Origin of the sequence: Marinomonas algae (assembly GCF_047525555.1) — a bacterium.
Classification (GTDB): Bacteria; Pseudomonadota; Gammaproteobacteria; order Pseudomonadales; family Marinomonadaceae; genus Marinomonas.
Genome location: NZ_JBLIXK010000009.1, coordinates 67,940 through 87,773, shown reverse-complemented (window position 1 = coordinate 87,773; position 19,834 = coordinate 67,940). Strand labels below are relative to the sequence as shown.

The 19,834-nt window shown below is 43.7% G+C and carries 17 protein-coding genes; 5 read left to right on the top strand and 12 right to left on the bottom strand.

Features of this window, described 5'->3' with window-relative positions; all coding sequences use genetic code 11:
- Positions 1–26: 26 nt before the first annotated feature.
- Entirely contained in the window at positions 27–947 is a 921-nt protein-coding gene (locus ACMUMQ_RS12385) for a LysR family transcriptional regulator (RefSeq protein ID WP_414682298.1), read from the bottom strand.
- Between the two features lie 170 nt (positions 948–1,117).
- On the opposite strand from ACMUMQ_RS12385, the gene ACMUMQ_RS12380 reads away from it, so the two are divergent.
- Both ACMUMQ_RS12380 and ACMUMQ_RS12375 read left to right on the top strand, forming a co-directional pair.
- A complete protein-coding gene (locus ACMUMQ_RS12380) occupies positions 1,118–1,705 on the top strand; it encodes a DUF502 domain-containing protein (RefSeq protein ID WP_414682297.1) in 588 nt (195 codons plus the stop codon).
- Positions 1,706–1,795: 90 nt separating this feature from the next.
- Positions 1,796–3,019 (top strand): TIGR03862 family flavoprotein, encoded by a 1,224-nt coding sequence (locus ACMUMQ_RS12375; RefSeq protein WP_414682296.1) that lies wholly within the window; start codon positions 1,796–1,798, stop codon positions 3,017–3,019.
- Positions 3,020–3,108: 89 nt separating this feature from the next.
- On the opposite strand, the gene ACMUMQ_RS12370 is transcribed toward ACMUMQ_RS12375, so the two are convergent.
- From ACMUMQ_RS12370 to ACMUMQ_RS12360, 3 genes are all read right to left on the bottom strand, one after another.
- The gene (locus ACMUMQ_RS12370) at positions 3,109–3,657 is read right to left on the bottom strand and encodes a porin family protein (RefSeq protein WP_414682295.1); all 549 of its coding nucleotides are present in this window, start codon (positions 3,655–3,657) and stop codon (positions 3,109–3,111) included.
- Positions 3,658–4,032: 375 nt separating this feature from the next.
- Positions 4,033–5,148 carry an OmpA family protein gene (locus ACMUMQ_RS12365; RefSeq protein WP_414682294.1) on the bottom strand — a complete coding sequence of 372 codons (1,116 nt, stop codon included), beginning with the start codon at positions 5,146–5,148 and terminating at the stop codon, positions 4,033–4,035.
- 289 nt (positions 5,149–5,437) lie between these two features.
- Positions 5,438–6,550 (bottom strand): outer membrane beta-barrel protein, encoded by a 1,113-nt coding sequence (locus ACMUMQ_RS12360; RefSeq protein ID WP_414682293.1) that lies wholly within the window; start codon positions 6,548–6,550, stop codon positions 5,438–5,440.
- 327 nt (positions 6,551–6,877) lie between these two features.
- Here ACMUMQ_RS12360 and ACMUMQ_RS12355 point away from each other — a divergent pair, with 327 nt between their 5' ends.
- Complete coding sequence (locus tag ACMUMQ_RS12355) at positions 6,878–8,245, top strand: MATE family efflux transporter (protein ID WP_414682292.1); 1,368 nt, start codon at positions 6,878–6,880, stop codon at positions 8,243–8,245.
- Positions 8,246–8,249: 4 nt separating this feature from the next.
- On the opposite strand, the gene ACMUMQ_RS12350 is transcribed toward ACMUMQ_RS12355, so the two are convergent.
- The 7 genes from ACMUMQ_RS12350 to ACMUMQ_RS12320 all read right to left on the bottom strand — a co-directional run bounded on the left by ACMUMQ_RS12350 (position 8,250) and on the right by ACMUMQ_RS12320 (position 15,533).
- Entirely contained in the window at positions 8,250–9,143 is an 894-nt protein-coding gene (locus ACMUMQ_RS12350) for a phytanoyl-CoA dioxygenase family protein (RefSeq protein ID WP_414682291.1), read from the bottom strand.
- Positions 9,144–9,465: 322 nt separating this feature from the next.
- Positions 9,466–11,187 carry an ABC transporter substrate-binding protein gene (locus ACMUMQ_RS12345; protein ID WP_414682290.1) on the bottom strand — a complete coding sequence of 574 codons (1,722 nt, stop codon included), beginning with the start codon at positions 11,185–11,187 and terminating at the stop codon, positions 9,466–9,468.
- 98 nt (positions 11,188–11,285) lie between these two features.
- A complete protein-coding gene (locus ACMUMQ_RS12340) occupies positions 11,286–11,558 on the bottom strand; it encodes a DUF2160 domain-containing protein (protein ID WP_317005747.1) in 273 nt (90 codons plus the stop codon).
- 11 nt (positions 11,559–11,569) lie between these two features.
- A complete protein-coding gene (locus tag ACMUMQ_RS12335) occupies positions 11,570–12,430 on the bottom strand; it encodes a carbohydrate ABC transporter permease (protein ID WP_317005748.1) in 861 nt (286 codons plus the stop codon).
- A gap of 10 nt (positions 12,431–12,440) precedes the next feature.
- Positions 12,441–13,310, bottom strand: a complete 870-nt coding sequence (locus ACMUMQ_RS12330) for a carbohydrate ABC transporter permease (RefSeq protein ID WP_414682289.1) — start codon at positions 13,308–13,310, stop codon at positions 12,441–12,443.
- Complete coding sequence (locus ACMUMQ_RS12325) at positions 13,300–14,442, bottom strand: ABC transporter ATP-binding protein (protein ID WP_414682288.1); 1,143 nt, start codon at positions 14,440–14,442, stop codon at positions 13,300–13,302. The genes ACMUMQ_RS12330 and ACMUMQ_RS12325 overlap by 11 nt, the downstream gene beginning before the upstream one ends.
- A gap of 2 nt (positions 14,443–14,444) precedes the next feature.
- A complete protein-coding gene (locus ACMUMQ_RS12320) occupies positions 14,445–15,533 on the bottom strand; it encodes an ABC transporter ATP-binding protein (RefSeq protein ID WP_414682287.1) in 1,089 nt (362 codons plus the stop codon).
- Positions 15,534–15,915: 382 nt separating this feature from the next.
- Here ACMUMQ_RS12320 and ACMUMQ_RS12315 point away from each other — a divergent pair, with 382 nt between their 5' ends.
- Together ACMUMQ_RS12315 and ACMUMQ_RS12310 are read left to right on the top strand one after the other, a co-directional pair.
- Positions 15,916–17,943, top strand: coding sequence for a sigma-54-dependent Fis family transcriptional regulator (locus ACMUMQ_RS12315; RefSeq protein WP_414682286.1), 2,028 nt, complete (start codon positions 15,916–15,918; stop codon positions 17,941–17,943).
- 121 nt (positions 17,944–18,064) lie between these two features.
- On the top strand, positions 18,065–18,592 hold the full coding sequence (locus tag ACMUMQ_RS12310; RefSeq protein WP_414682285.1) for a DUF7482 domain-containing protein: 528 nt from the start codon (positions 18,065–18,067) through the stop codon (positions 18,590–18,592).
- A 17-nt stretch (positions 18,593–18,609) separates the two neighbouring features.
- Here ACMUMQ_RS12310 and ACMUMQ_RS12305 read toward each other — a convergent pair whose 3' ends face one another.
- A complete protein-coding gene (locus tag ACMUMQ_RS12305; RefSeq protein WP_414682284.1) occupies positions 18,610–19,659 on the bottom strand; it encodes a peptidase M42 in 1,050 nt (349 codons plus the stop codon).
- Positions 19,660–19,834 lie beyond the last annotated feature (175 nt).

Here is a 19,834-nt window from a genome sequence, read left to right as displayed (position 1 = left end):
TTCAAAGCAAGGGGGAAACTAAAGGTTTAGTTTTCCCCTTCGCCTGATAATCTTCTTGCATCATATTCTTTGGCAGCAAGCACGGCCATTTCAATGACCATGTCGGCAATTGGATTAAAAGGTTCATCGGAATATGACGCGGTGAAAGGCAAGTCACTTGGCGTCCATACGGCTCTGATTTTTTTCAACTTCCCTTCTTCTAGCTCTTTCTTGATCATCACATTTGGCAAGGTAGAAATCCCAACACCATCAATGGTCAAGCTTCGGCACGCGGCCAAAGATGTTGAAGAAAAAAAGTGTACAGGCGGCACTTCAAGATCTCGGAATCTTTGCATGATTTCCATATAAGGCTTGGTGCCGCGGGCGTACGTAATAATGGGCCAATTCACCAGCTCTTCCAAATATAAAAGACGATCAGGTAAATCCAAGTCAGGGCTGGCAACCCAAGACAGATCAAATGTCGAGAGTTCTCGATTGACAATATTGGGCTCTGTAATTGGCCCCATGAGCAAAGCTAAATCCAAACTTCTGTCTTTGATTCCAACCGCTAATCTTTCCGTGACATCCACAACCATGTCGACCGCTAGCTCTGGCATGTCTTTGTGTAATCGAGACAAAAACTGCGGCAACCATGTGTTAACTATGGTTTCAGCCACCCCAAGTCTGAGCACGCCAGAATAGGCTGTTGAGACTTCCGCACGTTTTCGTAATTGCTCGGTTTGATACAGAATTTTTTCCACGTAGGGCAATAACTCTTTGCCTTTTGGTGTCAGCATAATCGGACTTGAACCACCAATACGCTCGAATAATTTCACCCCTAGCTCTTCTTCTAGCCCTGAAATTCTCGCAGAAATTGCGGGCTGGGTGGTGTGAAGCTTTTCCGCGGCTTTACGAAAGTTGCCTATCGTTGCTACCCACATGAAGGTTTCTAAGCGTTTGTAGTTCACAATGGGGCTCCAATAAAACAATCTAAACAGTAAAAGTGTATTTTTATACTGGGAAGAGTATAAGGCTCGACAAATTTGAGCAATCTTTACCTTTTACGGGTGATTAGAGTCGTTGGTCTGAAACAGTGCTTGCGCTATGCTGTAAATAACGAAATAGGAAGAAGAGCACGATGAACAAATTAGTGTCTTTATTGTTAAAAGGTTTGGTAGCGGTGCTGCCAATTGGGTTAACGGTATATTTAATTTATTGGTTATTAGCGACAGGGGAAAGCCTTGCTCAACCTCTTGTCCTTTGGTTGATTCCAGACAGCATTTATTTTCCTGGTTTAGGGTTAATTGCTAGCTTAGGGATTTTGGTTTTGGTTGGCTTTTTGGTGAACCTTTATGGCGTTCGTTATCTGGTAAAAATAAGCCAGAATATCTTTGAACGAATTCCTTTAGTGAAATCCATTTACGGCGCTTTTAAAGACATGATGATGGTCTTTAATTTGTCTGAAAAGAAGGAAATGAAAAGCGTGGTTTCCATTGAGTGGAACGGCGCGCAAGTCATTGGATTTGTGACGGGCGAGCAAACAGGGCAGAAACTGTTTGGAGATCAAGACTTAGTGGGCGTTTATGTGCCATTGAGTTATCAGATTGGCGGCATGACTTTTTATATTTCCCGTGATCGTTTAACTGTACTAGATATTGGCGTCGAAGAAGCCATGCGCCTTGCGTTAACCGCAGGTGTGCAAAGTAGCCCAAAAGCCGAAGACTGATTTCGAGAAGTCATTGGTGTTACGCATAATATTCTTTATCATGCGTTCCTATTTTATCCAGAGCCACTTTAATTAATGAGTTACGGTCAAATGCAGAAAACAGTAATCATTGTCGGTGCCGGTCCAGCAGGCTTAATGGCGGCAGAAGGCATTTGTGCCGCAGGTCATCAAGTTCATGTTTATGACGCTAAACCCAGTGCTTGCCGTAAGTTTCTACTGGCGGGCGTGGGCGGTATGAACATTACTCACTCCGAAGCCTATCCTGAGTTCATCCAACGCTATTACGATAAAGCCGATTGGCTTGATACCGCGATTCGCCAGTTTGATGCCGATGCCTTGCGCGGGTGGATTCATGACTTAGGCGTCGAGACCTTTGTGGGGACGTCTGGTCGAGTTTTCCCTGTAGAAATGAAAGCCGCACCTTTGCTACGCAACTGGCTGAAACGTTTACGTGAATCTGGCATCGAGTTTCACATGCGCCATAAAATGACTGGGCTTGAAAACAACCAAGCGACGTTTGAGCATAATGGTGAAAACGTGGTGGCGAAGGCTGATGCTATCGTGTTGGCAATGGGTGGCGCTAGCTGGCCGAAATTAGGCTCTGACGGTGCTTGGCTGCCTGTTTTACAGGAAAACGGTGTGAAGGTTGCGCCATTGCAGAGTGCGAATTGTGGCTTCTACAGTGAGTGGAGTGAGCATTTACAAACTAAGTTTGCTGGCAGTCCTCTAAAAGATGTTTCTTTCTCGTTTGCTTTGAGTGATGGCAAGCGAATATCGAAAAAAGGCGAATGTATTGTCACCAAAGATGGCATGGAAGGCAGCTTGGTTTATGCTTTTTCTAAATACATTCGTGACGATATTAATGCTGCAGGTCGCGCTGTGATTGAGATGGATTTTCTGCCCTTGCAAAGCGAAGAGCAAATCATCAAAAAGTTGCGTAACACCAAACCGAAAGAATCGTTTAGCAAATATTTAAAACGCACTTTGGGTATCAGTGGTGTGAAGACAGCGCTTTTGTATGAAACCTATGACAAGAGCCAATACCAAACTCCAGAAACACTGGCGAAGTGTTTGAAGTCATTGCCTGTCTACTTTTATAAAACTAAACCGATTGAAGAAGTCATTTCCAGCGCTGGTGGCGTTTGTGAAAGTGCGGTGAATGACAAGCTGATGTTGAACTCTATGCCGAGTGTATTTTGCGCAGGAGAAATGCTGGATTGGGAAGCGCCAACGGGAGGCTATTTGTTAACCGCTTGTTTCGCGACAGGTTACTTAGCGGGGCAAGGCGTGAACACTTGGCTGGAAAAGCATTAAGCTAAATTACGTCTGTTTTGTAGGCTCGATAGAAGCGCTCAATGGAAACATTGGGCGCTTTTTTGTGATTGCTATTTTTCTCATCGTTATTAATAATCGGTTTGGCTTTTCGGTTGGCCAAAAGAGTATTGCACGCCGATTGAAGCCACGTTATCCAAGTAATGATCTTCGAGATCTTTTATAAGTCGGTAATCTGCACGTAAGCTCACATCGCGATTAAGGGCGTATTTCACACCTGCGCCTATGTTTGCTGATAAGTTGGCGCTTGGGGCGCTGCCATCAATTTCGTTAAGCCCAACCCCTGCGGCTAAGTAGGGTGTTAATTTCACCGTATCAAACTCGGGTAGAGCATACACGCCGTCCACTCGATAAAAATCTAAGTCGTTGTCTTCGCCCCGTTGGCTTGCATTAGAATGAAGATAAACCGCTTCTACTGCTAAGGGACTGTTAAATTGGTAGCCAACACCAATAGAGTAAGAGGTATCGTCGCCAGCTTCTCTATTACCGGCATGGTATAAGCCAATACTGGGCGTCACAGTTAAACCCGGTTTGGATGGTTCTGCGTAGGCCATAGTTGTTAAGGATGATGCAATTAGAACACCGCTGAAAAGCGTTCGTTTTGTGAAAGAAGTAGACATAATCATTTCTCCTAATGAACATAATGTTTGTTGTTCGCTAGTCAGATTACGCCAATAGATTTTGCTGAAAAGCCCCTGTTAAATGCGCAAATAATAGGGTGTGAACCACTCCTGTCGAATCATGACATTTGCTTTACTAAAACGCCTAAATTGAAGGCCGTTTAGAACTTTATACAGACTAGAATCGAGGAAGAAATACGTCACTTATTACAATAGTTTTGCACTTCTTTGGGGCTGAAAATAATTGTGATGAAAGTAAGCAAGGAGGCTGTTATTTGATGCTATTTTGAGGAGTGCTTGAAATATTTTCTAGGCTGCTAAGACAAAAAAAAGCGCCTGATGTTGCCATCAGACGCTTTTCTATCATGTGACTACTTAACCTTCGTCAGAAGAGATAACAGCCGTTACTCGACGGTTGATACTGCGATTTGCTTCCGTATCGTTGTTTAGCAAAGGTTGTTCTTCACCGTAGCCAACAGCGTTTAGACGATCCGCTGAGATACCGAAAGAGTTCACAAGTACATCAACGATTGCTTGTGCACGTTTTTCAGAAATCGCTTGGTTGTAGCTTGCAGAACCACGGTCATCTGTGTGGCCTTCGATAGTTGCATTAGTGTTTGGGTATTCCGTTAGGAAATTAGCCACTTCTTCGATCTGAGCATAGTATTCTGGATTGATAACGACAGAGTCATTCTCAAATTGTACGTTTAGATGCACTGACTTTGGCTTTTCTAATACAACTTGGCAACCTTTTTCATCGACTTTCACACCAGTTGAAGAGTTTGAACACATATCAAGGTGGTTAGCAACGCCATCTTTGTCTGTATCCAATGCACAGCCTGTTGCATCAACAGAAACATTTGCAGGTGTTGCTAAACAAAGATCATTTGCATCTTTTACGCCGTCGCTATCTGTATCAACGGTTTCAATTTTGGCTTCAGTAACATCTTGCTCCTCTGCGTTTAGGGCATCAGTAGAGTTGCCACCAAAAACAAAATGCAGACCTATGGTTGTTAGGTTATCTAGTTCGTGATCTTCAACGTCTCTGATCAAACGGAAATCACCACGTAGTGACAATGCATCGTTTAGGGCGTACTTCAAGCCACCGCCAGCATTGATTAATGCATTGTTAGAACCAGGGCTTAGGTCTGTTGTACCAACACCCGCAGCCAAATATGGCGTGAACTGATTGCGTTCTGTTAAGTGGTATAAACCATCAAAACGAAATTGGTCAGCATCTACGCTACTACCACCAGTCGATGCTTCGCTATCAGCGTTTACATAAACAAATTCTACCGCCCATGGATTGCCAAATTGGTAACCTAGACCCAAAGACAATGCCGTATCGTTTTCAACACCGCGGTGATTGTCCATGTTGTAGTAACCAATACTTGGCGCAATAGTGAAGCCTTCTTCCGGTTGTGCCTGTGCAACAGATGATGCAGCAATAAGGCTTGTTAAAAGAATGCGTTTATCAAATAAAAAAGACATGCGAAAGTTCCCTGATAAATATTGAAAGCGTAAATCTAATGATAGAAAAGGTTCCTATCATGCTTAGAATTTGCCGCATTATCGCTTAACAGGACGATAAAGGTAGTGTTTGATACAAAATCAAACATATTTAGAAATACTTACAAATCGGTTACGTTAGGGGGCTTTTGGAAGGAAGAAAAGTGTGTATTTGCTGTGGTTGAGGAATTTAAGAAGCTCAAAAGCCTACTTAAAACATGCTTTCTAAGTAGGCTGCTTATTTGAAATGGAAGGTTAGAGCTGTTTTCTATTATGCTTCATTTGAAGAGATAACCGCCGTTACTCGACGGTTCGCTTGGCGGTGCTGTGCCGTGTCATTACTGAATAAAGGCTTTTCTTCACCGTATCCAATTGCACTGACGCGCTTCTCTGAAATTTCGAAAATATTGATCAAGACATCGGCAATAGCTTGGGCGCGCTTTTCCGAAACGGTTTGGTTGTAACTTGCTGCACCACTGTCATCCGTATGACCTTCGATCACAACGGTTGTGTTTGGATTCTCGTTCAAATAGGTCGCTAGTTTCTCGATTTCAGGGTAAAACGACTGCTCAACTGTTGTTTTATTGTTACCGAATTGCACGTTTAATGTGACAGGCGGCTGCGCTTCAACAACGGCGGCTTGTTCTAAAATGCTTGGTTCTTCACCTTCTGGGTAGACTGGCTCTTCTGGTGTTAATTCTTCCACTGGTTCAGGTTCGGTGACTGGCTCAGGTTCAACTGGGGCTTCAGCTGCGATTTCTGGCTCTGGCGTCGTTTCCTCTACTGGTTCAGCGATAACTTCTTCAACAACTGGCTCTTCTTCTACGGCTGCAACAGGCGTTGCTTTTGGAGCAGAGTGGCCAAAAGTCATTTGCAGACCGACAGATGTCATGTGATCGATATGATCATCTTCTACATCGTTTAATAAACGAAAGTCAGCTCGTAAAGCTAGGTTATCGTTTAGTGCGTATTTTAAACCGCCACCCGCATTGAATTGGGCGTTATTCGTGCTTGGATTACTGAAATCCGCTGTGCCAACACCGGCCGCTAAATAAGGTGTTAAGTTCAACGAGTGATTAGTTGGCAAATGATACAAAGCATCTAATCGATATTGGTCAACATCAATATCAGTGCTGCTGTTTGATAATTGAGAGTCTGCATTTAGGTAAACAAATTCAACAGCCCATGGGTTATCAAATTGGTAACCTAAACCAAGAGAGTAGGCTTCGTCATCCTTGGTATCTCGGTCACTGTCCATATTGTAATAACCAATGCTTGGTGTGACTGTGAAGCCACTTTGCTGTTGAGCCAAGGCGATTGTTGATAAAGAAGAAGCCGTTATAAGGCCGCTAATAAGAGTGCGTTTTGCTAAAGTAAAAGACATGTTTCATCTCCGATAAAAAATCAATTTATGTTGTGCTTTTACTCAGCATAGCCTGTTTGTTAGCGCTAAAAAAATGTCACCAAAACGCCCTAAAACTCTAGTATTACCTGATATTTCTCAATCATGACAGAGTGTTTACCTAACAAGCATTTTCAACACATTGATCACTGAAAACAGACGTTAAAAACGTAAAAAGGCGCGAGATTAATTACATGATTTTTTCGTTTGGAGAAAAATAAAATATTCAGTCTTACCGCTATTTCTGTGGAATAATAGACTGAGTAATTTGCTTATATTCTCTTGTTGTAATGTATCGTAAGGACAACGATGTCTTCCCCGTCTTATCTTAGAAAAAACATTTCTCTGGCTTGGCCGTTGGCGCTCAATGGTTTGCTGATGCAATCCATGTTGATGATAGATACGCTGCTGATTTCTCCATTAGGTGAGATTCCTTTGGCGGCGTTGGGGATTGCTTCCGCAATATTGGCCTTCATGCTTGGCGTGCAAATGGCGCTGGCAAATGGTACTCAACTCATTTTAAGTCGCGCTGTTGGCTCGGGAAATAACAACCTGTTAACCAAAGGTTTTTGGGCTGGATTGTCCATTAACTTTGCTGTGGCCTTGGTGTTTTGTATTGCGATGTATTTCGGCGCGCAATCCATTGTTTCGTCATTGTCAGACGACTTGTTGTTACAGCAGCAAACAAAAGGGTATTTGGAACTGGCGATTTATTTGGTGCCTTCTACTGCCATTGCTCAGGTACTGATTGCCTTGTTCAACAGTCGAGACAAAAGTAAAACGCCATTAAAGGGTTATCTGATCGAGATGCCAATTAACGCGGTTTTGTCTTATTTCTTGATTCATGGTGTTGGCGGCTTTCACGGAATGGGAGTCGAAGGTGCCGCATTAGGCAGCTTGATCGCCATTGTGATTCGACTTCTTTATCTGATTGTTTGCTTGAGAATAGATCGCACATTGGACCTTGAATTTAATAGTGGTCTATCAACGCTAGTAAAAAGCATCCGTTTACACAGTGTCGAAATTTTCCCTTTTGCCGCCAATATCACCATCTTGCAAATAGGCATCAGTGTTTATCAGTTATTGTATTCTCAGCTGAGCATCAATGCTTATGCGGCGATTATTCTTATCATGCCTTGGTTGCGAGGAATCGGTCAGTTTGTCGCTTCTTGGGCGCACGCCTCGGCGATCAGTATCAGTCAGGCAATCGGTTCAAAAAAACTGGATAACTTGGCGGATAACATCAATAAAAGCATCGATGTCGCGGTGATTGTTTCCATCATCTGCGCGGGTTTGTTTGTGGTCTTACATTTCTTTCTACCGAGCATTTATCCAGACCTGGAAGCGGAAACTTATGTGGCGCTCAGCGTGATTGCGCCCTTGTATATTTTCTTGCCGATTGTTCGAGGTTACAACACGGTTCACGGGCATATTCTGCGAGCACTAGGAAAAACCACCTCGGTTTTCAAAATCAATTTCATCGGCCAATGGGTCATTTCCATTCCTTTGTGTGCGCTGATTATTTTGTATTTCGATGTGTCTATCTTTTGGGCGTTTGCGATTCAACCGTTTGAAGAAGTGGTGAAAGCCTTACCTTTTAGAATGTTGGCAAGAAAGTCCATAAAAGAGTTCGACCAAGCAAAAATGGACAAACTCATGTATGACGAAGATGAATAAAAGGCTAGGTATGACGCCTAAAGTCGAGTCGTATAATTTGTCTTGGAAGCTTTGACACATTGGCTGAAAAGCTGTGTAAGCAACGAGGATTGAGTATGATGATATCGCCTGCGGAACCCGTAAGGGAAACCACTTTTTGTTCGATACCATTGTAAGTGCCGCCTTCTTTGACGAATTGTTGGATACGCTGTTCTGGCGTGCCTTCTGTCGCCAGCGCTTTCATCCAAGGGTCTTCTTGTGTGAGCGGTTCTAATACATTATCGGTCGTCAGCAAACGCGTGTTTTTTGGATCATTAATCAATCCGCTGTTTACCGAATCAAAGGCTTTTATTGCCGCTTCTTGATCTGAGCTGGCGATGCTTTCGGCGAGTTGTTCTGCGCGACGATGAGAACCTGAAACCACTGCCGTTGCGCCCATATCGACACTGACATCGTCGAGTAATAAAAAGACGAATAGACTCCACGGATTCGGATCCCCAACGACGATCGGTTCATCACTGTGCCAAGATTTATTTGGTACATTCCATTTGGTTTCGCTGCCCGGAAAGCTCAATAGAGAATACCAGAGGTCTAACGGACGCCACGTGTTGTCACCAAATATTGGATCGATTGCCGACTGCATCATCGCTTCTATCTTGTCGAATTTGCCCGACGCTTTTAAGTCTCGCATCATCGGCCCCATACCATTTAAACGCTTTGCACCTGAGCCACCAACAGGATTGCTAGGATTATGAAACCATGTACTTGGATCACTAAGAGAAATACCAAAAGTGTTATTTATCTCACGCCAGAACTGCTCGCGAAGTTTTGTGATCCTTTCTTCATCAATGATATTGGAAAGTGTAAGAAAACCTGTCTTTTGGAAGGTTTCTAATTGATTGGCTGATGTGCTTTCCATGATGTTGGCCTCATGTTTTAGTGCTTAAACGCGTTTTTTTAAGTGCTCCGAGAGCATTTCCCATAGCGGACAAGCTTAAGTGTTTTCCACTTATTTTTCTCGCAACTAAAAAGGTTTCGCAAGTAAAGCGGTTTCTTCAACTAGTAAAATCACTGTCTTTGATCGTTTTAACCCACATCACTTGGCGCGGGTTAAGACCACATGAGCAAAAACTGGCTTAATTCAAGCGAGGCTCAATCACAGCGCTTTGTAATGTATTTGCAGAGATAAAAAAAGACCGGCCTAAGCCGGTCAAACACGTAGGGTGTTTACGAAGAAGTCATTACTCCCAAGAGCGAAGTAACTCGTCATAGGCGATGGTAACGCCTTTCGGTTTCTCATTAGACAGTTTCGCTTTTGGAGCACCTGGTTGAGCTAACCAGTAAGCTTCATCACGAGGTGTGTTTAGTTTAGGTCCACAAATGTCTTGTACTTTCGCACGCTCAAGACGATTCATTACCTTGTCTTGTGCTTCTGCTAAGCCATTAAGCGCTTCTTGTGGCGTGGCTTCACCGCTCGCTGCTTGCGAGATATATTGCCACCAAAGTTGAGCCAGTTTTGGATAGTCAGGAACGTTAGTACCGGTTGGTGACCATTCTTTACGAGCTGGCCCTTTGTAGAATTCAACCAAACCACCCAGATTTGGCGCCGCAGCCGCCATTTCAGGAGAATTGATATCCGATTCACGAATTGGCGTTAGGCCAACCAATGTTTTCTGCAAAGAAACCGTTTTTGCTGTGGTGAATTGAGCATACAACCAAGCGGCTAAACGACGATCATCCGGTGTGGAATTCATGAAGGTCCAAGCGCCAACGTCTTGATAACCTTTTTTCATGCCTTCTTCCCAGTATGGTCCAACAGGAGATGGCGCCATACGCCATTTCGGTGTGCCATCGTCATTTACAACTGGAAGACCTTTGGTTGTCATGTCAGCAGTAAAGGCGGTGTACCAGAAAATTTGTTGAGCTACGCCACCTTGCGCTGGCACAGGACCAGATTCAGAGAAGGTCATGCCTTGCGCTTCTGGTGGCGCGTATTTGCGCAACCAATCTACGTATTTTGTGGTTGCGTAAACAGCCGCTGGGCCGTTCGTTGCACCACCACGAGAAACACTAGAACCTACAGGATGACAGGCTTCAACACGAATCCCCCATTCATCAACAGGTAATCCGTTTGGAATGCCTTTATCGCCCGCACCCGCCATGGAGAACCAAGCATCTGTGAAACGCCAGCCAAGAGAAGGGTCTTTTTTACCGTAATCCATGTGGCCGTAAACACGTTCGCCATCGATGTTTTTCACTTTATCTGTGAAGAACTCAGCGATGTCTTCATAAGCAGACCAGTTAACGGGTACGCCTAGGTCATAGCCGTAGATGGATTTGAATTTCGCTTTTAGGTCAGCACGAGCAAACCAATCAGCACGGAACCAATATAGGTTGGCGAATTGCTGAGTCGGTAATTGGTAAAGTTTACCGTCTGGCCCGGTTGTGAAGTCTAAACCGATGAAATCGTTAAGATCCAAAGTAGGAGACGTGTAAGCTTTGCCGTCGCCTTCCATCATGTCAGAAATAGGGACAACTTTACCGTAACGAAAATGCGTACCGATCAAGTCGGAATCATTGATATAGGCGTCGTAAATGTTACGACCAGATTGCATTTGAGTTTGCAGTTTCTCAACAACATCACCTTCTTGGATCAAGTCATGGTTGACCTTGATACCAGTGATTTCTTCGAAAGCTTTAGCTAAGACTTGCGACTCGTATTTGTGCGTCGTGAGTGTTTCTGACGCCACATTGATTTCCATACCACGGAATTTTTCCGCGGCGTCAGTGAACCATTGTAATTCACTAAGTTGTTGCTGTTTGGTTAACGTCGAAACAGAAAATTCGTTATCTACCCATTTTTCTGCTGCATCAGAATACGCATCTGCCCAGATATTGGCAGAATGTAACATGACAGCAAAGGGTAAGGCGGCCAGTGCAATTTTTTTCTTATTGTAGCGCATGTTTTACCTCAACAAAGTTTAGTTTTTGGCTTCCGTGCCAGACAGTCCATCGTACCTATTGATTAGGAACGTTGATGAAGGAAAGTGCGAACACTTCCCTAGCCCCAACGCATTAGGATTAACATCCAAAATGCGCTTAGAACGGTTGCCACCGCGATGTTCACATCCGTTAAAGCAACGAATGCGAGGTGGATAAAGGCGCTGCTAAGCAGGCCAATAAAGAGACGGTCACCACGTGTTGTTGCCAGTGGCAAAAAGCCACGACGTTCAACGCAAGGCGATACAATTTGCCATGTGGTCATGCCGACCAAGAGCACAGCAATGCCGATAAAGAATAGAGCCGTTGGTAATGTCCAAGACATCCAAGCCATAATGATTCCCCTTACACTCGACCAAGAGCAAAGCCCTTCGCCACATGGTTACGAACAAAATAAATGACCAGCATTCCTGGAATAATAGTGAGTACACCCGCCGCAGCGAGCAGCCCCCAATCCATTCCTGATGCAGAAACAGTGCGGGTCATGATGGCTGCGATAGGCTTGGCTTCGACCGACGTTAAAGTACGAGCCAACAAAAGCTCTACCCAAGAGAACATGAAACAGAAAAAGGCAGTCACACCGATTCCTGAACGGATCAAAGGAATGAAGATTCGTACAAAGAACTTTGGAAATGAGTAACCATCGATATAGGCGGTTTCGTCAATTTCACGAGGCACACCACTCATAAAGCCTTCTAATATCCACACCGCCAAAGGTACGGTAAAAATACAGTGCGCCAGCGCCACGGCAATGTGTGTATCGAATAAGCCGACAGACGAATAGAGTTGGAAGAAGGGCAATAGGAATACTGCTGGTGGCGCCATACGATTTGAAAGTAACCAGAAAAACATGTGCTTATCGCCAATGAATTTATAACGACTAAATGCGTAGGCTGCGGGTAAGGCGACTAATAGACTAATCACCATGTTCATGGAAACGTAAAAGATCGAGTTGACGTAACCCATGTACCAAGTTGAATCGCTGAAAATCTTAGCGTAGTTTTCCAAAGTGAAATCTGCAGGGAAGAAAGATAACCCACTGAGAATTTCTGTATTGGTTTTGAATGACATGTTCACCAACCAATAGATTGGTAACAGTAATAAAACGACATAAAGCACGAGACCAAAGCGGCCACGTAAATTTGCATTACGTGCTTTACGTTCGGCACGACTGAAAACGGGTGCTTGTTCTTTTGAAGAGTGCATGATTCCGCTCCTACATGTCTTTTTGCATGTTCATGATGGTGGTATAAAACACCCAACACACGAGCAAGATGATTAAGAAATACACCAGTGAGAACGCTGCTGCTGGGCCAAGGTCAAATTGGCCAATGGCTTGCTGTACTAATGACTGGCTCAAAAAGGTCGTTGAGCTTCCCGGTCCGCCACCTGTTAGTACAAAAGGCTCGGTGTAGATCATGAAAGAATCCATAAAGCGCAATAGCACCCCAATGATTAGTACGTTCGTTAACTTAGGCAGTTGGATATAACGGAACACGGCCCAGCGAGAAGCGCGGTCAATGCGAGCCGCTTGATAATAAACTTCAGGAATGGCGCGTAAGCCTGAATAACATAAGAGCGCCACCAACGGAGTCCAATGCCAAACATCCATCAAGACAACGGTTAACCAAGCATCGCTAGGATTCGAGGCATAGTTATAATCGACGCCGATATAGCTCATAAAGGCTCCGAACAAACCTATGTCCGCACGGCCAAATATTTGCCAAATTGTGCCTACCACATTCCACGGAATGAGCAGTGGAATCGCCACAAGAATTAGAGCCAAAGATGCACCTCGACCTTTTGTTGGCATCATTAAGGCAACGCAAATACCCAGTGGTACTTCAATAGCTAGAATGGTGAAGGAGTAGATAAACTGGCGCAGCAAGGCTTCATGCAAGCGGCTGTCTAACATGACTTGTTTGAACCATTCCGTGCCAACAAAGTAGCGAGTGTAAGGGTCAAAAATATCCTGTACCGAATAGTTCACCACCGTCATTAAAGGAATGATGGCAGAGAAAGCAACGATTAAGAAAACGGGCATAACAAGGAACCATGCCTTGTTGTTTTCGACTTTAGTTTGCATGGTCGGTCTCCTTATTCTGAGGCGTTAGATCTACCAAATACTCATCCACATAAATCTTTGTCCATTGCTCTGGGAAGCTGATGTAGATTTGTCCAGAAGGCACCTTTTGATCTTCGCTTAGTCTTGCTTTCATGACTTGACCATGAAATAAGAAGGACAGAATTTTATAGGTGCCAAGGTCTTCTACGTAGTCCACTTCTACCGCGAAGGCGTCGTCGTTTTTGCCTTCCCAAACATGGACAAATTCAGGACGAATACCGAGGGTTACTTTGGACGTCTCCATATTTTTCAAATGCGCTAACATTGCATCGCTAGTGGGGATGATGTGGTCGCCAAAGACAATTTCGTCTTTTCCGCTGCTCTCATTGTTTCTTAATTCGGCTTCGAAGAAGTTCATCCCTGGGCTACCAATAAAATAACCAACGAAAGTGTGGGCCGGATTTTCAAATAGCTCTCTTGGTGTACCAAATTGTACGATTTGCCCGTTATACATCACGGCGATTTTATCGGCGAAGGTCGATGCTTCTAACTGATCGTGGGTGACATACACCATGGTGATGTTGAACTGTTCATGAATCTGTTTGAGCTTACGACGCAGTTTCCACTTTAATTGCGGATCAATAACGGTAAGTGGCTCATCAAACAAAATCGCTGATACATCGTCACGAACCAAACCGCGACCCATGGAGACTTTTTGTTTTTGGTCAGCAGACAAACCTTTGGCTTTACGTTGCAATTGATCAGATAGCTCTAGAATTTCGGCCACTTCATGAACTTTAGAAGTGATCTTATGTTTTGGAACACCAATGTTCCGCAGTGGGAAGGCAAGGTTCTCGAACACCGTCATGGTGTCGTATACCACTGGAAATTGGAAAACCTGAGCGATGTTACGCTCTTCTGGTTTCAGTTCGTTGACGCGTTTTCCGTCGAATAAGACTTCACCATTGGATGGTTCTAACAAGCCAGAAATGATGTTTAACAGTGTTGATTTACCACAACCTGAAGGGCCGAGTAATGCAAATGCGCCACCTTGCTCCCAAACATGAGTCATTTCACGAATGGCATAATCTTCTGGTCGAGTTGGTTTTTCCGTATAGGTGTGAGCCAAAGCGTTTAATGTAATTTCAGCCATGGTTATTGCTCCCTCATTCGTGCTGGGGAATGCACCATTTTGCCTTGATGATCGAAGGCATAAAGTTTGTGCGTCGGAAAGTAGACTTTAATTTCTTGATCCACTTGGTAGGCGTGAACACCTGACAAATGCAACACCAAATCGAAATGTTGGTTGTGTACGTGCAAGAAGGTCTCTGAACCACTTATCTCTGCTAAATCAACTCGAACAGGCAATTCTAAATCGTCATCAGAATGTGGCACTAATCCAATATGAGAAGCGCGTACACCAAATTGATACTCTCCTGGTGTTAGGCGACGTAGATCGCTGTTTAAACGGAAATGCACTGTGTCATCGAAGGTAACTTCTTCTTCACTGACTCGACCAGGCACAATATTAATTGGTGGCTCAGAAAACATTTCTGCTGTGATGATGTCTTTTGGTTGATGGTAAACCTCAGCTGTTGGCCCCATTTGTAACAAGCGACCTTCGTTTAACACTGCTGTGTTACCACCAAGAGCTAGAGCTTCGTTTGGCTCTGTGGTGGCGTAAATGGCGATGCAGTTACGTGCCTTAAACAACGCTCGTAGCTCTTGGCGTAACTCTTCACGTAATTTGTAATCGAGGTTAACCAAAGGCTCATCGAAAAGAATGATTTGCGAGTCTTTTACCAGTGCTCGTGCCATGGCGGTACGTTGTTGCTGACCACCAGAAAGCTGTAACGGAAGGCGATCAAGGAAAGAATCGATGCGCAACATTTCGGCAGTTTCACGAACTCGACGATCAACCTCTGCTTCATCCATTTTGGCAAGACGAAGGGGGGAGGCGATATTTTCGTAAACCGTAAGATTGGGGTAATTGATGAACTGTTGATACACCATGGAAATATTGCGTTCACGAACGGTCACACCAGTGACGTCCACGCCATTCATGATGATTTTGCCAGTGGTGGGCCTATCAAGACCCGCCATGAGTCGCATCAGCGTCGTCTTACCAGACAGGGTTCTGCCTAGTAGAACATTGAAAGAGCCAGGCTCGAGAGTCAGATTGACTTGATCGATCCAGGTTTCTCCTTCAACAACGCGCGATACATTCTGCAGCGTTAAGGACATTGTCGATACCTTCTTCTTGTTATTATTTTTTGTACTTTTTGTGCTCTGAGTAATACTTTTTTAAATCGAGTGTTGACGTTAAAAAGTGAACACAGACATCTCTAAAGTTACATTACAAATGTCATGCCAAAACTTTTTTTATTTTCATGAAAAAGATATCTAATTGAAATTTAAGGTGTTTTTTTGTATTTGTCATACATTTAGAGTGTTTTCATTTTCGAAAAAGAGCTGTTCATGAGTGTTCAAAGTGTTTACAGTCCACTCATAACAATGAACACCTAGTGCACAGTTTTTACTTTTTTTGCTGTTGCATTTATGGGTGTCGATAATAAAAAGGTGCATGAATTTGTGCTCCTTTGTCCCAGTGATTTTGGAGCTGGATATGCAAGACGAAGATGAAAAACAACAAAATCAACAAAACGTTAATGCATTAGAGAACTCGGCTGTGGCACAAGAACCGAGCCTAAAACAGAGTCATAAAGATCGAATTCAAGATTCGTGGTACCGCTGTGAGCAATTCGGACTAGATCACGGCAGTCGTCCTGATTTTGCTACTTTACCAAAAGGCACCTTGAGTGATTTGGTAGACCAACATCGTAGTTTGTTGGAAACCACGGAAAACGAAGTGCTTCCTTACTATGAAAACATTCTTAGCAATTCTGCCTGCATGATTGTTTTGGCTGACCGCCAAGGTCATGTATTAAATACATGGGGACAACCTCGTTTTGGTAGTGCTGCAGAGCATGGCTTGGTTGGCGGTAATCAATGGAGCGAAATGGGGGCAGGCACCAATGCAATTGGTACTGCTTTGATTACCGGGGAGGCTATTCAAGTTGGCCGAGACGAGCATTTTTTAAGAGCCAATCGTTTTATGGTGGGTTCCGCATCGCCTATTTACAATACGAAAAACGATTTAGTAGGTGTGTTAGATATTTCCTCGGACGCTTATTTACCGCAGGATCATACCTTCGGAATGGTGAAGCTGATGTCGCTGAGCGTAGAAAATCGCCTGATTTTTTCCGCCTTTCAACAAGAGCATTTTATTCTTAGTTTTAATACTAATGTGGTCAGTTTAGACAGTCATTGGTCGGGTATTTTGGTGCTCGACGAAAACGGCACTATCGTTTCCGCAAACCGTCGAGCTGAAGTGGTTTTAGCACGAGACTTAGCCTTGTTGAATATTAACCAAATATTCGACATTGAAATGCGTGAAATCAAACATCATCCCTTCAGTTTGCCAATGAAATTGATCGCCATGGGGCGTTATCAGTTTTATGTCAAAGTGATTCCGCCAGTGCAACAAATTATGCGCGTGCCAGACTTCCGACAACGTGCAGACTATGTGTCACCGGCAGAATTAAACGCTCATGTGGCGGATGATCAGATCAAGAATGATCAAATAGAAAATACTCAAACGGTTGAGAAAATGACTGAAGTGGACAATCAAATACCTTCAAACATTCCAGATAATGTCATCCCGTTAGCTGAATTACAGCATGGCGATGAGAATGTTGAGCGTCTAGTTAACCAAGCTAATAAGATTATGGAGAAAGACATTCCGATCTTGATTCATGGTGAAACCGGTGCAGGAAAAGAAATTTTTGTACGCAGTTTGCACTACCACAGTTCCCGCTCGAAAGAGATGTTGGTGGCAGTGAACTGTGCCGCAATTCCGTCTGATTTGGTTGAGTCTGAACTTTTTGGTTATGAAAAAGGGGCTTTTACGGGAGCTCAAAATAAAGGTTCCATCGGGCTGATTCGCCGAGCTCATCGAGGCACATTATTTCTTGATGAGATTGGCGAAATGCCCATGGCAGTGCAATCGCGCTTGTTGCGTGTTTTACAGGAAAGAGTCGTCACTCCTTTAGGTTCCACCGAAGTGTATCCTGTTGATATTAAACTTATTTCAGCGACTAACAGAGCCCTTAAAACAGAAATCAAAGAAGGCCGTTTTCGACAAGATTTGTACTATCGGATTTCGGGTTTGAACATTAAATTGCCCGCTTTGCGTGAACGTACAGATAAAGCCGAATTGATCCAATATTTGCATAATCGATTATGCAAAGAAGAGCCTGGTCCAGAATTGTCGACAGAAATGATAGACCTTCTGGTTAAGCATCCTTGGCCAGGTAACATACGTCAACTTGCTCATGTACTCAAAGTCGGTATGGCTATGGCGGATGAAGAAATACTCGAAGAGTGGCATTTACCGGATGATTTTTTTGATGATTTAGACACAATGGAAAACATGCCTTTGAATCTAAATGTTGAGCAAGAAGAGCCATTAGAGAAACTGATTCCTAGACTGTTAAACGAGTTCAAAGGAAACGTATCACAAACTGCAAAAACGGCTGGTGTCAGCAGAAACACAGTTTATAAATACGCAAAAATGAAAGCGGGAGAAGATTGAACTCTACGGTTTTAAAGTACTCTATCTTTATATAAAACCTATTCATTCTGGCGAGAAGAGAATGAATTAGTGTAAAGTCAGGCTTAGCTTTGGCGGTTTTGTTTTATTAGGAGTATTCGGTATGTTTTTTCGATCTATATTGTGGGGTGTGATCGCTTTGTCGATGGTGGCTTGCAGTAGCCCATCTTTTCACCCTAAGTCGATTCCTGGTGAAACGGTGAGTTTTCCATTGCTGAGAGCATGGTATAACGGCGAGGAAGTTTTTTACATTACGACGGATGTGTCTGACCGAGAAATTGCAAAGCTAAAAAATGCTAATTACGCCCCTCGTTTACGTGATGCTGTGCCACATTATCCGAAACCGCCTCATGTAAAAACCGCTTTAGAGAGAGTTTATGACTTTCCTAATGGAGAACAAGACAGAGGCGTATTTGCTTCTGTGCCTGCGCCACTGGGTCCAGAAAGCCGGGATCCACATTATTCTCCTCTTTGGCTAAGATATGTGGTGGAGTGGAATGATCCAAGCCAAGCTTATGAGCTAACGTCAGAAGAAGCGATTTTTGTTGCGGAAGATCAGGGCTTAGTCACCATCACAAGAACCGATGTGGTGCTTAATTGCCCTGTCATTCCTTTCGCTTTAGACAAATAATTTAGGATAAAGCAAAATCAAATATTGGATACTACTTTTAGCATATCCAAAAACGCATCCACAGATTCCACTGCGGCTGATTCATGCATCGTATGATAGCCAATAGTGGGGATTTGTATGGTTGTTCCATCTACTAAACCATTGGATGCCGCGATGATTCGACCAAGCTCTGTACTGCCCAAAGAGCTTGGTGGTAAACCTTGTTCCGCACGCTTGATGTTCTCATTTTCAACATAGCGATTCTTGTAAAGATAAGAGACGTCGTTTTGCGTACAAAGCTCTTCAAGTAACTTCGTACTTTCCTGATTGAAAGTCGCGTTCGCGTCTTTCTCTCGCAATACGAGATGCTGCTTATTTGCTGCTTCGACATTTGGAAACGGGCTGGTATCAACAACAAATAAACGGTTAGTTGATCCACCGAAACGACGGAACCACTCCAGTAAATAACGCCAGCTTTTGCCTGCTTCTTCCTGTGCTGTGAAAAACGCGGTGCCTTTAAATCCAAGACTAAAAAGATGAACTAATGCCGCAGCCGAGATGACGTTGTCGAGTTGACCTTCGAAGCGGTTTTCCACAATGTTGAGTTGGTCTTTAAAAGCAATTGGCGTGCCCGCAACCACACTCTCTAAACCGTCTATTTCGAAGATTAAGTTGTTTCTAAATTCACACACGTAAGACTTTTTGATGACGCCTTTACCGCGATACACGCCGGACCAAGGTTCGTAAGCGTACACCTCTTCATGGTTGAAGCGCTCCGTTACTTTGCTCATTAATTCTTCTGACACGGAATTGTTTAATAAATCTGTGCGGTTAGCAGAAACAAAAGCAGCGTATTGGAATTCATTTGGACCAGTGCAAACTAAGCCATGACGGTCAATATGAGCCGAAAACATAGTGCTAAAAGGTTCACTACCTTGGGCAACCAATAGACCTTCATACCAAGTGACTTTTGCGCCACGCTCTTCTAGTTCGCGCTGCAAAACTCGGAAAAAAGAATGCTCCGCACCAACGACACTAGGTTGGCGAACAAGCAGTTTAAGCAGATCAATAAAGTCATCATTAGGCATGCAATAAGGGTCCAAAAAGAGGTGGAATTTAAAGCACGTTTATAAACCCAATTGAGCGATTTACATAATGTTTTTTTATCTATTTTTAGAGAGGGAGAGTGAGTTGAAACTTTCACTATTTGGGGAGATCGATTAGATGAAATATCAGTGAGAGTTGGCCCTCTGACTGATATTT

Bases quoted from the DNA above. Each gene is read 5' to 3' on its own strand.
- ACMUMQ_RS12305 (WP_414682284.1), bottom strand. From the start codon at position 19,659: ATGCCTAATGATGACTTTATTGATCTGCTTAAACTGCTTGTTCGCCAA.
- ACMUMQ_RS12310 (WP_414682285.1), top strand. From the start codon at position 18,065: ATGTTTTTTCGATCTATATTGTGGGGTGTGATCGCTTTGTCGATGGTG.
- ACMUMQ_RS12320 (WP_414682287.1), bottom strand. From the start codon at position 15,533: ATGTCCTTAACGCTGCAGAATGTATCGCGCGTTGTTGAAGGAGAAACC.
- ACMUMQ_RS12370 (WP_414682295.1), bottom strand. From the start codon at position 3,657: ATGTCTACTTCTTTCACAAAACGAACGCTTTTCAGCGGTGTTCTAATT.
- ACMUMQ_RS12365 (WP_414682294.1), bottom strand. From the start codon at position 5,148: ATGTCTTTTTTATTTGATAAACGCATTCTTTTAACAAGCCTTATTGCT.
- ACMUMQ_RS12380 (WP_414682297.1), top strand. From the start codon at position 1,118: ATGAACAAATTAGTGTCTTTATTGTTAAAAGGTTTGGTAGCGGTGCTG.
- ACMUMQ_RS12350 (WP_414682291.1), bottom strand. From the start codon at position 9,143: ATGGAAAGCACATCAGCCAATCAATTAGAAACCTTCCAAAAGACAGGT.
- ACMUMQ_RS12355 (WP_414682292.1), top strand. From the start codon at position 6,878: ATGTCTTCCCCGTCTTATCTTAGAAAAAACATTTCTCTGGCTTGGCCG.
- ACMUMQ_RS12340 (WP_317005747.1), bottom strand. From the start codon at position 11,558: ATGGCTTGGATGTCTTGGACATTACCAACGGCTCTATTCTTTATCGGC.
- ACMUMQ_RS12325 (WP_414682288.1), bottom strand. From the start codon at position 14,442: ATGGCTGAAATTACATTAAACGCTTTGGCTCACACCTATACGGAAAAA.
- ACMUMQ_RS12335 (WP_317005748.1), bottom strand. From the start codon at position 12,430: ATGCACTCTTCAAAAGAACAAGCACCCGTTTTCAGTCGTGCCGAACGT.
- ACMUMQ_RS12345 (WP_414682290.1), bottom strand. From the start codon at position 11,187: ATGCGCTACAATAAGAAAAAAATTGCACTGGCCGCCTTACCCTTTGCT.
- ACMUMQ_RS12360 (WP_414682293.1), bottom strand. From the start codon at position 6,550: ATGTCTTTTACTTTAGCAAAACGCACTCTTATTAGCGGCCTTATAACG.
- ACMUMQ_RS12315 (WP_414682286.1), top strand. From the start codon at position 15,916: ATGCAAGACGAAGATGAAAAACAACAAAATCAACAAAACGTTAATGCA.
- ACMUMQ_RS12330 (WP_414682289.1), bottom strand. From the start codon at position 13,310: ATGCAAACTAAAGTCGAAAACAACAAGGCATGGTTCCTTGTTATGCCC.
- ACMUMQ_RS12375 (WP_414682296.1), top strand. From the start codon at position 1,796: ATGCAGAAAACAGTAATCATTGTCGGTGCCGGTCCAGCAGGCTTAATG.